Source organism: Williamsia muralis (genome assembly GCF_051487485.1).
In the GTDB taxonomy this organism is placed as follows: Bacteria; Actinomycetota; Actinomycetes; order Mycobacteriales; family Mycobacteriaceae; genus Williamsia; species Williamsia muralis_B.
Map to the genome: position 1 here is coordinate 284,585 of NZ_JAHVCV010000004.1, position 17,403 is coordinate 301,987.

Below are 17,403 nucleotides of genomic sequence, written 5' to 3' on the forward strand. Positions count from 1 at the left end.
GGCTGTGCGCAAACACCGGGTGACCATCTGACGAATCTTTCCGTTTATTGCGTTGCGACCGTGGGTATCTAGCCCGCCGTGCCTGTAACCCCCGGTGTAACAAAGTATTTCCGGACAGCGATAGGGCTGTCACCAGGCCGGACTCCATCGGGGCGAGACTAATAGTCAGTCTGACCAATCTATTGCAGCGTCGGTACCGAACAACTACGCAAGACACTGCACAACGAGCGACCAACTTACGGGAGGGGCGTTGTGAAGCGAGCCTTTAGCGGTACAAGCATGCCTGAAACCATCGGCACCGACCAGGACCTGGTCGTCGCAGAGTTCACCTTGGGCAACGAGGACAGGCAGGCGGACGAGGCACGTACACAGCCCTCTTTCCCGATGACCGCCGCTCAGCGCGGGATCTGGTACGCCCACCAGTTCGATTCCGAGGTTCCGCTGTCGGTCTCGGCCTATGTGGAACTGCGCGGGCCCGTCGACCTCGACGTCCTCGCCGACGCCGTGCACAAGACCGCCCGTGACACCGAGTCCGCGCTGCTTCGCGTGATCGAGACCGACGACGAGCCGGTACTGACCGTCGATCGTGACCGTGAGGTCGAACTCGGCTACGTCGATCTACGAGACGATGCCGATCCCCATGCGGCAGCTCTGAATTGGATGAAGACCCATCGGCTCAAACCGGTGGATCTGGTCACCGACCACCTGCTCGAGACCTACGTACTCCAGCTCGCCGACGAGCATGTGATCTGGTACTGCTGGGGCCATCACCTGGCCTTCGACGGCTACGGGGCCATGTTCATGCTCACCGCCGTCGCCGCGCACTACGGGGCGATCGTCGAAGGACGCGACTACACACCCCCGACCTCCGCGTCGATGCTGCACATCTCCGAGATGGACCGCGAGTACCGCGCATCAGAGCGGTTCGAGACCGACCGCCAGTACTGGAAAGACCAGCTCGACAGCATCGACCCTGACGTCGCGGCGACCGCGCGCGCGTCACTCACCCGCAGCGAGGTGCTGCGGCGTGGCGCCGAGACCGACGACCTGACTGCCGCGCTCACCGCCACCATCGCCTCTTCTGAACTCAGCGAGGAACTCGCGGCAGACCTGCGTGCCGCGGCGAAAGCCTGTGGTGTTCGGCCGGCCTCCGCGATCACTGCCATTGTGGCCCTGTACCTTTCCGGACTGACCGGCCGGAATGAGACCGTCATCAGTCTCCCCGTGGCCGCTCGCACCTCGGACATGCTGCGTGTGAGCGCCGGGATGACGTCCAACGTTCTGCCCATCGAGGTCCCCACCGACCCGGCCATGACGATCCGTGAACTCTTCGCCCAGGCGAACCTGCACATCAAACACGGCCTCAAGCACCAGCGGTTCCGCCACGAGGACATCAACAGGGAGCTGCTCGGCGACACCGGCACCGAGCGGGACTTCTACGGGCCGATGGTCAACGTCATGCTGTTCTTCAGCCACATCGACTTCGGATCCGTCAGCGGTGAGGTGCACCTGCTGTCCACCGGACCTGTCGAAGATCTGTCGTTCAACGTCTACGAGAACTTCGGCAATCAGCACATCATGCTCGACCTCGAAGCGAATCCCAATCGGTACTCGCCCGACGAGGTCCATGATCACCACCGGCGTATCGAGGCCTTGCTCACCGACATCGTCCGCGGCGACCTCGACCGCACCATTGCGCAGGTCAGCACCGTACCCGCCGACGAGCGCAGACAACTTCTGCACGTCTGGAACGACACCTACCGGGAGTTGCCGGCGCAGACGCTGACGGAACTCCTGGATGCGGCAGCAGAACTCCACGCCGACCGACCCGCCCTTCAGGAGGCCGAGACCGCCGCGCACCCGCTCACCTACGCAGACCTGGCACGGCATACGAACCGCCTGGCACGACGTCTGATCGCGGAGGGTGCGGGGCCGGAGTCGGTGGTGGCGGTGATGTTGCCCCGCAGCGTCGAACAAGTGGTCGCCATCCATGCGGTCATCAAATCGGGTGCCGCGTATCTGCCGATCAATCCTGACGACCCAGCGGACCGCATCGAGCACATCCTTGGCACGGCCGCTCCGTCGATCGTGCTGGTCGCCACCGATCAGCAGGCTCCCGAGACCGCCGCGACCGTTCTCGACATCGGCCTCGACGACACCTCGGACGTCGACCACCGGACGATCACCGACACCGACCGCCGCGCACCCCTGCGACCGGAGCACCCCGCATACGTGATCTTCACCTCGGGTTCAACCGGTAAACCGAAGGGCGTCACCGTCAGTCATCGAGCGATCACAAACCGGCTGCAGTGGATGCAGCACGAATATCACATCGACCAGAACGACCGCGTCATCCAGAAGACCCCGGCCACCTTCGACGTATCGGTGTGGGAATTCTTCTGGCCTCTGGTGGCAGGCGCGCATCTCATCGTGCCCACCCCTGACGGACATCGGGATCCGTGGTACTTGCGCGACGTCATGTCGGCGCATGCCGTGACGGTCGCTCACTTCGTTCCGTCGATGCTCGCGGCCTTCGTCTCCGCGTTCGAGTCCGATCGGCAGACCGCAGAAGGTCGCGATGGGCTCGACAACCTGAGGCTGGTCTTCACCAGTGGAGAGGCCCTCGCCACGGCGACGGCTGTGCGGTTCCGCAGCGTCAGCAACGCTCCGGTCAACAATCTCTACGGACCCACCGAAGCCGCCGTCGACGTCACCTTCGAGAACGACAGCGCCTCGAGCACCGGCGCCTCCGTGCCGATCGGCCGCCCGGTGTGGAACACCGCTGTGTATGTACTCGACCAGCAGCTTCGCCCCCAGCCTGTCGGCGCAGTCGGCGAACTGTACTTGGCCGGAACGCAATTGGCCCGTGGATACGTCGGACGCCCGGACCTGACGGCCGATCGGTTCGTGGCCGATCCCCATCAGCCGGGTCGACGGATGTACCGCACCGGCGACCTCGTCCGCTGGCGCGCAGATGGCACGCTCGACTACATCGGGCGCAGCGACTTCCAGGTGAAGATCCGCGGTCAGCGCATCGAACTCGGCGAGGTCCAGGCAGCGCTGACCTCCGCCGGAGGCGTCGGCGAAGCCGTGGTGGTCGTCCGCGTGGATCCGGGCACAGGCGATCCCATGCTCGTCGGCTACATCACGCCGTCGGGCGGGGCATCCCCCGACACGGCCGACATCCGCCGGGCGCTCCGAAAGACGTTGCCCGAGTTCATGATCCCGTCGGTGATCGTGGAACTCGACCAGATCCCCACCACGTCGAACGGCAAGCTCGACAGCCGAGCGTTGCCGGAACCGGTGTTCGTCCCCACCCAGGACACGACTGTCGCCCCTCGCGACGACCTCGAACTCGCACTGTGTCAACTGTTCTCGGGCATACTCGGCCGAGAGACCGTCAGCGCCGAGGCATCCTTCTTCGATCTCGGGGGCAATTCACTGCTCGCCACCAAGATCGTCGCCCGGTTGACCGCGCTGGCCGGCCGGCGCATCGGCATCAAGACCCTGTTCGCGGCGCCCACCCCCTCGGATCTGGCGGAGGCGTTGCGCGACATGGGCGTCGACGAGGCGCTGATCCGACCCGATCGAGCCGTCACCACCATCGAGGCGGTCACCACCGCTCACACCCGGATCCCACTCTCGGCGGCTCAGCAGCGGGTGTGGTTCATCAACCGGTCAGATCCGGAATCCGGCGCCTACAACATCCCGTTCCGCCTGACGCTGCGTGGCACGCTCGACCACGAGGCACTGGCACAGGCACTGCTCGATGTCGCCGAACGTCAGCAGGTGTTGCGGACGGTGTTCCCACTCGACGACGACGGACCGTTCCAGCGCATTCTGCCGGTGGAGGAGGTGGGTCTCGACCTCGCCGAGACCGACGTCGGTCGATCGGACATCGAACGCGTGAGCCGCGAGGTGGCCGGTGAGGGCTTCGACCTCGGTGAGCAGATCCCGATCCGTGCGCGATTGCTGCGCATGTCCGACACCGAACACGTGCTGGTCGTCGTCCTGCACCACATCGCGGCCGACGGCCTCTCACTCGCCCCGCTCGCCGGCGACCTGTCCATCGCCTACACCGCCCGCTCGGCCGGTCACCAACCCGGCTGGCAGCCGCTGCCCGTGCAGTACAGCGACTTCAGCATCTGGCAGGCCGAGCAACTGGCCGATGACAGCAGCCCCGATTCCATTGCGGCGCAACTTCGTTACTGGTCGCTCACACTCGCGGACATGCCGGCGCAGACCGATCTGCCGACGGACCGGCCGCGGCCGGCGAACCCAACCATGCGCGCCGGCGGCCACACCGTCGAACTCGATGCCGACGTGCATCGTGGACTACTCGCCGCCGCACAGGCGCCGGGTGAGCAGACGCTGTTCACCGTTGTCCACGCTTTGGTCGCGACGTTGTTGCGCCGGATGGCCAACGACGACGACGTCGCAGTGGGCACACCGGTGGGTGGCCGCGGCGACGACGCCCTCGACCAGCTGGTCGGCATGTTCGTCAACACCGTCGTATTGCGCGCATCGATCAGCAAGTCGGACAGTTTCGGCGATCTCGTATCCCGTCTGCAGGCCATCACGGTCGATGCACTGGCACACGCCGATGCCCCGTTCGAACAGGTGGTGCAGGCAGTCAATCCCGACCGTTCCAATCCGGCACACCCGCTGTTCCAGGTGAGTATCGCTCTCAACGAGAACACCGACATCTCCCTCGAACTGCCGGGTCTCACCGTGTCGGCCGCACCGATCAGCGCCGGGGTCATCAAGTTCGACCTGCAGTTCACCGTCACCGAGCAGTACGCGGCGAACGGCGAGCCGGCCGGCCTCGATGTCGAGATCGATTACGCCGCAGAATTGTTCGACCACGCGACGATCCGCACACTGGGCAAGCGACTGCAGCAGGTCGCCCGTGGTGTGATCGCCGACCCCACCCGGCCGATCGGCGACATCAACATCCTCGGTCGCGCGGAGGAGATGGCGCTTGTACCGGCCACCGGTCCCACCCCACGTCGCGCGCGGGTGCTGCCGGACATCCTCGCCGAGGCGGTCTCGGTGAATCCCGACGCGGTCGCGGTCCGCGAAGCCGGCCGCGAACTCACCTACGTCGAACTCGACACCCGCTCGGACGCCCTCGCACACCTCCTCATCGCGGAGGGCATCGGCCCGGAAGATTTCGTGGCCATTGCGGTACCCCGTTCGCTCGAATGGATCATCGCGCTGTGGGCCACCGCCAAGACAGGCGCTGCCTGGGTGCCGGTGGATCCGCGGTATCCGGCCGAGCGCATCGACCACATCCTGGCTGATTCCGGGGCGAAACTGTGCCTCACCGTGCGGAATTCGCCGGTGGCGCCGCTGGGTACCCCTGCGATCGCGGTCGACCACCCCGAACTGCTCGAGCAACTGCGCACAGCCCCGGACAACCCGGTCCGGTCACACCACCGGGTCGCCCCACTGACACTGGACAACCCCGCGTATCTCATCTACACCTCCGGGACCACCGGCGTGCCGAAGGGTGTAGTGGTCAGCCATCACGGCCTGGTCGACTTCACGTCCGAACAGGTGCAGCGGTTCGGTGTCGAGACCGACAGCGTCACCCTGCATTTCGCATCGCCGAGCTTCGATGCCTCCGTTCTCGAGGTCCTCATGGCGGTCGGCGGGGCCGCGACCATGGTGATCGCGCCCCCACATGTTCTCGGCGGCAACGAACTCCAAGACGTGCTGGCCGACCAGTCGGTCACGCACGCGTTTGTCACGCCGTCGGTGCTGGCCACCATGGAATCGGACGCCCTGCCCGCCCTGTCCACGGTGATCGTCGGCGGCGAGCATCCCAACCCCGAGGTCATCTCACGATGGGCCCGTGGTCGTCGCCTGTTCAACGCGTACGGTCCCACCGAAGCCACCGTGGCCGCCACCATCACCGACCCGATCGCACCCGATGAGACCCTGAGCATCGGCGGGCCGGTACGTGGCATGGATCTGTTGGTCCTGGACGAACGGCTTCAGCCGGTACCGACCGGCGCCGTTGGCGAGCTGTACCTCGCCGGCGGACACCTGGCGCGCGGATATCACCGACGGGTACGGCGCACGTCGGAGTCGTTCCTGGCCAACCCATTCGGGCGCGACGGTGACCGCATGTACCGCACCGGTGACCTCGTGCGGTGGACATCGGCCGGTGAACTGGAGTTCCTCGGGCGTGCCGACAGCCAGGTCAAGGTGCGTGGCTTCCGCATCGAGCTCGGCGAGATCGATGCCGCCCTCATTCGTGACGACCTGGTGGCCGAGGCCGTCACGGTCGCCCGGCCGGGCCGCGACGGCACCACGGAATTGGTGTCGTACGTCAGCCCGGTGACCGCCCACACCTTGCAGGCCGATTCGCTGCGCGAACGGTTGTCAGCTCAACTCCCGGGCCACATGGTGCCGCGGTCCATCATGGTGATCGATCGGCTGCCGGTGACCCCCAGCGGGAAGATCGACTACCGCGCGCTTCCCGAGCCGTCGCGTTCCGCGGACAGCCCGACCGACAACGGCGGTGGACCGCGCGGGCTTCTCGAGCAGCAGATCGCCGCCATGTTCGCGCAGGTGACCGGCCGCGACGTCGCCACCATCGGCCGCAGCGAAGACTTCTTCGAGATGGGCGGCAACTCGCTGATGGCCACTCAGGTGGTCGCGCGTCTCGAGGCCTTGCGGGGACGTCGCGTCCCGGTCCGCACCCTCTTCGACAACCCCACCATCGCGCGCCTCGCCCGGGCCTGCGCAGCAGAGCCCGGCGACGACGCGGCCGCGCCTCTCCCCGAACTCGTCGCCCGTGAACGCCCGGCGTTCGGGCGTGACTCCGTGCCCGCGCTCGCCGCCTCACGACTCTGGTTCCTCAATCGACTCGAACCCGAATCCGGCGCGTACAACATCGCTTTCGCCGTCACCTTGCGGGGCGCACTGAATGTGGCGGCGCTCGAACTCGCACTCACCGACGTGGTCGCCCGCCATGAACCGCTGCGCACCATCTACCCCGAGGACGACGGCAGGCCACAGGTCGAGGTGCTCCAAGCCCCGCGGTTCGAGTTGCCGGTTGCCGAATCGGCAGGCGATCAGCTGGCCGAGCGGCAAACAGCATTGGGCGCCGAAGGGTTCGATCTGCGCACTTCCCCGCCGATCAGGGCCGAACTCGTCCGCACCGATGTCGACACCCACGTGCTGACGATGGTGATCCACCACATCGCCGCCGATGGCTGGTCGTTGCGTCCCCTCGCAACCGATCTCGCCATCGCCTACGAAGCGCGGTGCGCGGGACGAACACCCGACCTGGCCCCGCTGCCCGTTCGTTTCCGCGACTTCGCCGAGTGGCAGCGGGCTGCACTCGGAGACGACCAGGATCCGAGCAGCCGGATCAGCGGTTTGCTGACCTGGTGGCGCGACACCCTGTCAGGGGTGAGCCGGGAGTCGATCCTCGCCCACACCGCTACCGGTGAACACGGCAGTGGAACAGTCGACTTCGAGATCGCCCCCGAGGTGCTGGATGGATTGTCCGGCGTCGCCCGCTCGCGTGACGCCAGCCTGTTCATGGTGATGCACAGCGCGTTCGCCGCGCTACTTCACCGCCTGAGCACCCACGCCGACGTCCATCTCGAGGGGGCCGATTCCGATGTGGTGATCGGCAGCCCGGTCGCCGGACGCGACCACCCCGATCTCGCCGACCTGGTCGGTATGTTCGTGAACACCGTTGTGCTGCGCACGCCGGTGACATCCGGTGCGCAGTTCACCGAGCTCATCGACCGGGTTCGCGACACCGACATCGACGCGTTCTCTCACGCCGACGTCCCCTATGACCAATTGGCCACCGCGGTCGCCGACGACCGCCGCCAGCAGGATCCCCTCGTCCGGGTCGCCCTGGCGTTCGCCGACGAATCCGGCCCTGCCCTCCAGCTCGGTGAGCTGATCGCGGACATCGCCGAGATCGACACCGCAGGAACGCGTTTCGAACTGGAACTCCGGGTCACCGGGCACATGATGCGGTTGACCTACGCGCGGGACAAGTTCCCGGCAGCGATCATCGAAGCGATGGCGCAGCGCTTCGTCCGCGTCCTCGAGAGCGTCGCCGCAGACCCCGAGATCACCATCGGCGACCTCGATGTGCTGACCGAGGACGAGTGGCCCGAGGGCGTAGCCGCTGGAACCGACGAGGCGGGCGACGCCTGGTCGGACCAGCAGACCCTGTTGCCCGATCTGCTCGCCGATGCCGTGAGCCGCAACCCGGACGCGCCGGCAATCGTCTTCGACGCGGGCCAGTGGCCGGCTTCGGAAGCCGGTCCGGGCACGCTGACCGACGACGGTCGTCAGATGCTCACCTACCGGGAACTCGACGAATGGTCGAACCGTTGGGCCCGTTACCTTCTCAGCCTGGAGATCGGGCCCGAGGACATCGTTCCCATCGCCCTGCAGCGCGGCGCCACCTCGGTGGCCGCGATGTGGGCGATCACCAAGACCGGCGCTGCTTTCTTGCCGGTGGACCCGGGCTATCCGGCTGAGCGCATCGAACACATGGTGACCGACAGCAAAGCCGTTGTGGGACTGACCGATCAGGCGACCGCGCATGATCTCCCCGTCGGTGTGCGGTGGATCAGCCTGGACGGCCTACTCGGTGCGGCCGTCGACACCATGAGTGGTCGTCGACTCACCCGTCACAGGTGGGCCCAGCCGGACAACATCGCGTACGTGATCTACACGTCGGGCTCCACGGGAGTGCCCAAAGGGGTGGCGGTCACCCACCGTGGTCTGGCACCGCTGGCGGCCGAACAACGTGAGCGGTACGGGATCGACAGCGAGTCGCGCACCTTGCATTTCGCGTCCCCGAGTTTCGATGCCTCGATGCTCGAACTGCTGCTGGCCGTCTCGGCCGGTGCCACCATGGTCATCGCCCCACGAATCTATGGTGGGTCCGAACTCGAGCAGTTCCTGCGTTCGCAGCGCATCACGCATGCGTTCATCACACCCGCGGCCCTAGCCACCGTTCCGAGCGCAGATCTGCCTGATCTCCGCACGCTGGCTGTGGGCGGCGAGGCATGCGGTCCCGACCTCGTCCGTACCTGGGCTCCCGGACGCACGTTCCTCAATGCCTACGGCCCCACCGAGACCACTGTCGTGTCCGTGATGGCCACGATCAACGGCGACGACAACCGGTCGCTGCCGCGCGGACCCATCCCGATCGGCACGCCCGTACGCGGTGAGGGCGCAGTGGTTCTCGATGCCGCACTGCGACCGGTGCCGGCGGGTGTACCCGGCGAGCTGTATCTCAGCGGGGCGGGTCTCGCACGTGGATACGTCCGGCGTGCGGGTCTGACTGCCACCCGGTTCGTCGCGAACCCCTACGGTGAACCGGGCGGATTGCTCTACCGCACAGGCGATGTGGTGGCGGTGGACCCGGACGGCGTGATCACCTACCTCTCACGCAGTGACAACCAGGTCAAGCTCCGCGGGTTCCGGATCGAGCTCGGTGAGATCAACACCGCACTCACCGCACGACCCGACATCCGCTTCGCGGTGACGGTGGTGCGCGGTCGCGGAGAGGGTGCCACGCTGGCGAGCTATGTCGTCCCCGTCGACGGCGATGTGGATCTCGACGACGTGAGGCGCCACCTGCAGGCCCGACTGCCGCGCCATCAGGTGCCTGCCTCGATCACCCCGATCGACTCGATCCCGCTGACCCCCAACGGCAAATTGAACAGCGCCGCCCTCCCCGAACCTGTGGTGGGCGGGACCGACAGCGAGCGCCGCCCCGTGGCCGGCGATGCCCAGGAGACGCTTGCCACGCTGTTCGCCGAGGTGCTCGGTGTTCCGGCCGACCAGATCGGGGCAGACGACGACTTCTTCGAACTCGGCGGCACCTCGCTGACCGCCACTCAGTTGATCAGCCGGATCAACCGGGCACTGGGTACCGAACTGCCGGTGAGGGTGGTCTTCGACCATCCGACGGTCTCCGACCTCGCCCGGTTCGCTGCGGCAGGCGACGTGGTTGCGGACCGAGGTGAGCGAGCGACGCTGAGCCATCGCGACCACGCCACGTCGGCACCGCTGTCGCTGGCTCAGCGGCGCCTGTGGTTCCTGTCCCGCACCGATCCGGAGTCGGCGGCGTACAACGTGCCCTTCGCGGTGGAGTTCCACGGCGAATTGTCCGTCGAAGCACTGCATTCGGCGCTGATCGATCTGGTCGAGCGTCACGAGAGTCTGCGGACGCTGTTCCCCGAGGTCGACGGGGAGGCCACCCAGGTGCCCGAGCCCGACGCAGCGAAGGTGATCGGTCACCGGTTGCTGGTGGAGAACCACGACACCGCAGACCTGGACAGCCTGGTCTTGACCACCGCCGCACAGGGTTTCGACCTGTCGAACCAGCCGCCCATTCGCGTCCGGTTGCTGCGTACCGGACCGCTGAGTCACACGCTGGTGGTGGTGCTGCACCACATCGCCGCGGACGGATGGTCGTTGCCGACGCTGCTCGGTGATCTGATGCTTGCCTACCGCGCGCGCAGCGCAGACGAGGCACCGCAGTTCGACCCGTTGCCGGTCAGCTACATCGACCACACCCTGTGGCAACACACCACCGTGGGTTCACCCGACGATCCCGGCAGCGCCGCGGCCCGGCAGATCGACTACTGGCGGGGTGTACTCGCCGATGCCCCCGTCGATTCCACGATCCCTTCGCAGGGAGAGACAACCGCAGGCCTCGATGCTGCCGCCGCACACAGTGGCGGACACACGGTGCTGACCATCGACGACGACCTGCGCGGCGCCATCGCGGAACTCGCACGCCGAGAAGGTGTCAGCCCGTTCATGCTGATGCACGCCGCGCTCGCGGTTCTGATGTACCGCATGGGATCGGGGTCCGATGTGCTGATCGGCACCCCGGTGGCCGGCCGGTTCGAACCCGAATTGCAAAGAGTCGTGGGCATGTTCGTTAACACCCTCGCACTGCGCAGCACACTCGATCCCGCCGCGTCGTTCACCGAGCTGTTGTCGTCGATCCGCGAGAGCGATCTCGAAGCACTCGCACACGTCGACGTACCGTTTGATGACGTCGTAAGCGCCGTCAACCCTCAGCGTGTGCCCGGACGCCATCCCCTCTTCCAGATCGCCCTGTCCGTTCACGACTGGTCCGAGACCACCCTCGGCGGAAACCTCGACGCAGGTGCAGGCCTTCTGGCCCAGGTCACCGAGGTCGACACGGAGTCGGTGAAGTTCGACCTGCAGTTCACCGTCACCGGCATCAATCCCGGCGCCGAAGGTCAGGCGCGGATCAAGATGACCTACGCGCGGGCACGTTACGACCAGCGGACCGCCGAGGCGATCTCGGCGCGATTGATCCGTGTTCTCCGAGCGGTCACCGACTCACCGACGATGCCCGTCGGCGACACACCCGTCACCGATTTCGTCGAGGAAGCCACCCTGGCCCCGGTGCGTGGTCTGCCCGCCCCGAAGCCGAGGTCACTGGTGGAGCTGTTCACCGCGGCGGTCAACGACAACCCCGACGGCACCGCGCTGATCGACGCTCACACGAGTGTGAGCTACCGGCAGGTCGACACCCGATCGAACAAACTGGCCAGGCTGTTGCTGCGACGCGGGCTCGGCCCGGATTCGTTGGTGGCCATGGCGATTCCGCGGTCGGTGGACGCGATCATCGCCACCATCGCCATCAGCAAGACCGGCGCGGCATTCCTGCCGGTTGACCCCACCTACCCGGCAGGTCGCATCGAGCACATGCTCGCCGACAGCCGGGTGCGCGTGGGTATCACCATCGAGCAGTACGCACAGTCGATGCCACCTGCGGTGGACTGGTTCGTTCTCGACGACTCCGCGGTTCAGGGGGCGACCGTCTCGATGTCCGCACTGCCTCTCACCCCGGCCGAGGTCGGGCACGGGACGCGGCACGATCAGCTGGCGTACATCATCTACACCTCCGGTTCCACCGGGAGGCCCAAGGGTGTGATGGTGCCCCATCGAGGTCTGGCGGCCGTGCACGACGAGCTGAAGGCGAAGATGTCGCCCGAATCGGCCTCGCGGGTACTGCATTTCGCATCGCCGAGTTTCGACGCGTCGATCCTCGAGATGTTGCTGGCCATCTCGGGGCGCTCCGCGCTCGTGGTCAGCCCGACCGATGTCTTCGGTGGCGATCAGCTCGCCGACTTCCTCGAGCTCGGCGCGGTCACCCACGCCTTCATCACCCCCGCGGCACTGGCGAGCCTGGATCACCGACGGGTTCGCGGACTGCGCACCATCGCGGTGGGTGGCGAGGCCTTCGGCAGCGATCTCGTCCGCCGCTGGTCCGCTGACCGGTTGATGCTGAATGTGTACGGCCCCACCGAGACCACCATCATCACCACCAGCAGTGAACCGATGTCGCCCGACACCCCGATCACGATCGGCGCGCCCAATCGCGGCGTCCGGGCGCTTGTGCTCGACTCCCGCCTGCACCCCACCCCGGTGGGGGTGGCCGGTGAGCTCTACCTCATCGGGGATCAGGTGACCCGCGGTTACTTCGGGCGCCCCGACCTCACATCGGCCCGGTTCGTTGCCAATCCGACCGGTGTCGGTGGCGAGCGGATGTACCGCACCGGTGACGTGGTGCGCTGGACGGCAACGCGCACACTGCAGTACGTCGGCCGCAGTGACGATCAGGTTCAGGTGCGCGGGTTCCGCATCGAGCTCGGCGAGATCGACGCCGTCTTGTCCGGCCTCGAGCAGGTACAGCATTCGGTGACCGTCGTGGACAACGGTGAGGAGGCAGGCCATTCCGCCCGGCTGCTCAGTTATGTGGTGGCCGATGACGGTGCGGACATCGACACCGCCGCTCTCCGCGACAAGCTGGCCCACAAGTTGCCTCGTCACATGGTGCCGTCGGCGATCACCGTCATCGACGCGATGCCCCTGACACCGGTGGGCAAGCTCGACAAGAAGGCGCTTCCCAAGCCGGAGTTCTCCTCCGAGCCCGGACGCGAACCGGCGCCGGGAACGGAAACCATTGTGGCGCAGGCCTTCGCCAAGGCCCTCGATATCGAATCGGTCAGCGCCGTCGACGGGTTCTTCGATCTCGGGGGCAACTCGCTCCTGGCCACCAAGGTGATCGCGACGCTCCGCGACGAGGCCGGTATCACGGTTCCGGTCGGCTGGATGTTCAGCGACTCGTCCCCGGAGGAGCTCGCGGCACGGATCGACGAGCAGGGCGCCGACAGCGACCCCGCTGATACCGGGGCCGCGGCGGGTATCGACCCGGCGCTTGCTCCGCTGATCGGCCTGCGGGCGCAGGGAACCCGGGCTCCGCTCTTCGCGGTGCATCCGGCGCTCGGTGTCGCGTGGAGCTACACCGCACTGCTACCGCATCTCGACTCCGACCGGCCCTTGTACGGGCTGCAGAACCCGGCGCTGTCGGGCGGTCCCCGACTTCGGTCGGTACCCGACCTCGCCGCGTACTACCTGCAGCAGATCCGGGCCGTGCAACCCGAAGGTCCGTATCACCTGATCGGCTGGTCGCTGGGCGGTTCCATCGCGCATGAGATGGCGGTGCAACTACGGGAGCAAGGCCACCAGGTCGAGACATTGATGCTGCTCGATTCGTATGTGATCCCCGGCCGACCCGAACTCGATGTAACACCGTCGGTCGGAGAACTGTTGACGGAGTTCGGCTTCGGCGACGGTGAGCTGACCGGCGATGTGGGCGGCGACATCGGCATCGACGAGGCGACCGAGATCATCCGCGCCTCCGAGGGCCCGTTGGCGCATCTGTCGGTCACCGATCTCGAGTCGTTGTACGACGCCTATGTCGCTGCCACTGCGGTGGCCCGCGAGTGGACACCGCGGGTGTACGACGGCGCAGCCCTGTTCGTCACCGCGTCCGAGGACCCACCACCCGGACGGCCCGCTGTCGATGACTGGCGTCACCACGTCACCGGCGACATCGGGCACACCGTCGCCTACTGCCGGCACAGCCAGCTACTCGACGGTGATCACGTCCATCCAGTCGCCGGGGCACTCGGCGATCACCTTGCAACACTTGATGAAAGGACCAATGATGATCAATCCATTCGATGACGAGCGGGGTACCTTCCGCGTGCTGGTCAATCACGAGGGCCAGCATTCGCTGTGGCCCGATTTCGCTCCCGTCCCCGGCGGGTGGACCTCGCAGCACGGGCCGTCCGGACGCGAGGACTGCCTGCAGTTCGTCGAGCAGAACTGGCGCGACATCGCGCCGGCGAGCTTGAAGCGATCCATGCCAGAACGCAAGGCCGTCGCCGCTTCGGCTCGCGACGGCGAGTGGTGGATCAATGGATGAGGAGACGCAGACGCATCTCGACCACCCGGTGAACGAAGGGCCCGGCGTTGAGGCGCCCGAGAACACGGTGAATGACGGGTCCGAGTTCGCGATCGAGGTGTCGGGCCTGTTCAAGACATTCGGGAGCCGCTTCGGCCGCGGCGCATCCCATCAGGCACTCGGCGGTGTGGATCTGAAGGTGCGTCGGGGAACCGTGCACGCGCTGCTCGGTCCCAACGGCGCGGGCAAGACCACCACCGTGCGCATCATCTCCACCCTGCTCAAGCCGGACGCAGGCTCGGCCCACGTACTCGGCATCGACGCGCTCGCGCATCCGGCACAGGTGCGCCGCAGCATCGGCGTATCCGGTCAGTACGCGGCCGTCGACGGCAACCTCACCGGCTGGGAGAACCTCCGGATGGTCGCGCGTCTCTACGGGATGACCAAGCGTGCAGCCGGCACCCGTGCCGACGAACTGATCAACGACTTCCGGCTCGAGTCCGCGCGCGACCGTCCGGCGCGCACCTACTCCGGCGGCATGCGTCGCCGTCTCGACCTGGCCGGCGCCCTGATCGCGCAGCCCGGTGTGGTGATCCTGGACGAGCCGACGACCGGACTCGACCCGCGCGGTCGACGCGAGATGTGGGCTCTGATCAATCAGCTCGTGCGCGGCGGCACCACGGTGCTCCTGACGACCCAGTACCTGGAAGAAGCCGACGCACTGGCCGACACCATCACCGTCATCGATCACGGCGAAGTGGTTGCGATGGGCTCGGCCGCCGAGCTGAAGGCCGCGAGCCAGTCGACGTTGCTGACCGTGGAGGTCGGACTCGACATCGACCGGGATCTGGTGCACCGCGTCTTGTCCCAGCACGGATCCTCAGAACCGCACGGAACCGCACACTCCACCGAGTGGCAGGTTGCCGTGAGTGACGGAACTGCCAGCGCGGCAACGATCATCCAGGCCCTGTCCGAGGCCGGTGTCACGGTGCACGACTTCTCCGTGGAAGCACCGACGCTCGACGACGTGTTCCTGTCCCTCACGTCGAACCCCACGCCCGATCCCGAGGAGAACGCCGCATGACCGCGACCACCGAGGCCCGATCTGCCAAGACCGGCGCACCGCGAGCCGCCTCCTCGAAGTCCGCACCGACGATGTCCGGTGGCGGACTCTTCTCCGACAGTTCGGTGATGGCCGGACGCAACCTGCTCACCATCCGCCGCGTCCCGACCCTGCTGGTCTCCGCGACCGTTCAGCCGTTCATGTTCGTGTTCCTCTTCGCGTACGTCTTCGGCGCAACGCTGGGCGGGGCCTCGTATCGTGAGTTCCTGATGGCCGGCATCTTCACGCAGACAGTCGTTTTCAACTCGGCCTTCACCACCGTCGGACTGGCGGGCGATCTGCAGTCGGGCTTGGTCGATCGGTTAAGGACCCTGCCCATGTGGTCGCTGGCGGTGGTCCTCGGCCGAACCCTCTCCGATCTCGTGGTCAGCATCGTCAGTGTTGCGGTGATGGCCATCACCGGACTGGTGATCGGTTGGCGGATCCGCGGCAGCTTCGCCGACGCCCTGCTCGCGCTCGGTCTGATCCTTCTGCTGGCCTTCGCCATGTCATGGGTCGGCGCCTTCACCGGCTTGATGGCCCGCAACGTCGAGGTGGCACAGAGTATCGGCTTCGTGTGGATGTTCCCGGCGACGTTCCTTTCGAGTGCGTTCATCTCGGCTCAGAGCCTGCCCGGACCGCTCAAGGCGATCGCCGAATGGAACCCGATCACCGCGGTGGCCACGGCAGCTCGTGATCTGCTCGGCAACTCCGCTCCCCCGGACTTCCCGCAGGCCACAGGATGGGTGGCCGACCATGCCGTCGGGTACTCGCTGGCGACCTGTTGTGCAATCCTGCTGGTGTTCGTCCCGCTGTCGCTGTGGCGCTACCGGACCGTCGCCAGCCGCTGACCGGTGAACGACTGTCAGTAGTCGGCCTCTGCGGCCAGGATCTCCGCCAGGAACGCGTCCGGCCCTGGCTCACCGAGCCGGCGGCGCGCGAATGCCCGCACCCGGTCCCTGATTTCGCGTGTCTCATCGACGGGGACCCCGACGGTGACCGACGTGGACGACCAGTCGTGAGACCACGCCTGGTCGTCGTTCATCGGCTCACCGTCGGTGTCCACCAGCGGGACATGTGCCCGGCCATCTGATCCCAGGACCGCCGAACCGCCGACGCTGCCTGCGCGTACCGACACATTGATGCCTGCAGGGTCGGCGCCGGGTACCACCGCCGCCGCGACGATCACGGCGGCAGCCGGGTCGGCTCGCACGTGCCAGTTGACGGTGTCTTCGGCAGCATCAAAGATGCCCGCAGGCACACCACCCCAGCGAATCGTGTCGGTGCCGGTGGCGATCGCATCGGTACGAGGCGCCGAATCACTTCCCGCTGCCAGGGCGTAATCATCCTGACGTCCTCGAGGCGGCGTATCGAGTGCGTCCATGTGCGCAGTGACTGCCGAGAGCTCCGCCCATTCGGATCGGTGGACCGGATCGCCGATTCCCACCTCCTCCACCAAATCAACGCATTGACGCACCATCTCGACCACACGTGGATCGCCCGAACGCACATGTTCGGTGAGCGCCGCCGCGTGCGGCGAGAGCAGTTCGGCGACACCGGAATCGATGGTGTCGTCGGTGAAGAAGACCTCCGCAGCGGAGGTGAGGATCGCGATCTCCGCGTCGAGCAGAGGCAGGTCGAGAGCGGTGATGCCATCGCCGACACCGGCTGGCCACCATCTGCGCAACCAATGTCCCAAGGCGAGTCGTCGGGGGATCTCGACGGCCTCTGTGTCCACGTCGATGCCGTCGAGTTCGATCGCCACCGCGGAGTCGGTCGGGCCGTCGGTGACCGCCGCGACCGCGACATGGCCGCGTTCACCGACCACCCGCCACAGCCAGTCGGCACGCGATGCATCGATGAACTCGATCTGCGGCGAGTTCGGCTCGTCGAGCGTCCAGGACATCACCGCGCCGCTCACCTCGAGCACCGTCACCAGCGGTAGTGCACGCTCCACATTGCCGGTGGTCCACAGCCCCGACTCGACTCCGATTTTCATGGCACGACC

The 17,403-nt window shown here is 66.7% G+C and carries 5 protein-coding genes; 4 read left to right on the plus strand and 1 reads right to left on the minus strand.

The annotated features are described in order from the left end of the window. Positions 1 to 279 precede the first annotated feature (279 nt). From KXR83_RS12825 to KXR83_RS12840, 4 genes are all read left to right on the plus strand, one after another. Positions 280 to 14,073, plus strand: coding sequence for an amino acid adenylation domain-containing protein (locus tag KXR83_RS12825; protein WP_437425154.1), 13,794 nt, complete (start codon positions 280 to 282; stop codon positions 14,071 to 14,073). Continuing rightward, complete coding sequence (locus KXR83_RS12830; RefSeq protein WP_030164721.1) at positions 14,054 to 14,314, plus strand: MbtH family protein; 261 nt, start codon at positions 14,054 to 14,056, stop codon at positions 14,312 to 14,314. The genes KXR83_RS12825 and KXR83_RS12830 overlap by 20 nt, the downstream gene beginning before the upstream one ends. Next, positions 14,307 to 15,377 carry an ATP-binding cassette domain-containing protein gene (locus KXR83_RS12835; protein ID WP_437425155.1) on the plus strand — a complete coding sequence of 357 codons (1,071 nt, stop codon included), beginning with the start codon at positions 14,307 to 14,309 and terminating at the stop codon, positions 15,375 to 15,377. The genes KXR83_RS12830 and KXR83_RS12835 overlap by 8 nt, the downstream gene beginning before the upstream one ends. A gap of 71 nt (positions 15,378 to 15,448) precedes the next feature. Next, on the plus strand, positions 15,449 to 16,246 hold the full coding sequence (locus tag KXR83_RS12840) for an ABC transporter permease (RefSeq protein WP_437425370.1): 798 nt from the start codon (positions 15,449 to 15,451) through the stop codon (positions 16,244 to 16,246). Between the two features lie 14 nt (positions 16,247 to 16,260). On the opposite strand, the gene KXR83_RS12845 is transcribed toward KXR83_RS12840, so the two are convergent. Continuing rightward, on the minus strand, positions 16,261 to 17,394 hold the full coding sequence (locus KXR83_RS12845; RefSeq protein ID WP_437425156.1) for a hypothetical protein: 1,134 nt from the start codon (positions 17,392 to 17,394) through the stop codon (positions 16,261 to 16,263). Between the last annotated feature and the right edge of the window lie 9 nt (positions 17,395 to 17,403).

What these genes read in the sequence shown, in the direction of transcription:
- KXR83_RS12845 (WP_437425156.1), bottom strand. Translation starts at nt 17,394, where the DNA reads ATGAAAATCGGAGTCGAGTCGGGGCTGTGGACCACCGGCAATGTGGAG.
- KXR83_RS12830 (WP_030164721.1), top strand. Translation starts at nt 14,054, where the DNA reads ATGATCAATCCATTCGATGACGAGCGGGGTACCTTCCGCGTGCTGGTC.
- KXR83_RS12835 (WP_437425155.1), top strand. Translation starts at nt 14,307, where the DNA reads ATGGATGAGGAGACGCAGACGCATCTCGACCACCCGGTGAACGAAGGG.
- KXR83_RS12825 (WP_437425154.1), top strand. Translation starts at nt 280, where the DNA reads ATGCCTGAAACCATCGGCACCGACCAGGACCTGGTCGTCGCAGAGTTC.
- KXR83_RS12840 (WP_437425370.1), top strand. Translation starts at nt 15,449, where the DNA reads ATGTCCGGTGGCGGACTCTTCTCCGACAGTTCGGTGATGGCCGGACGC.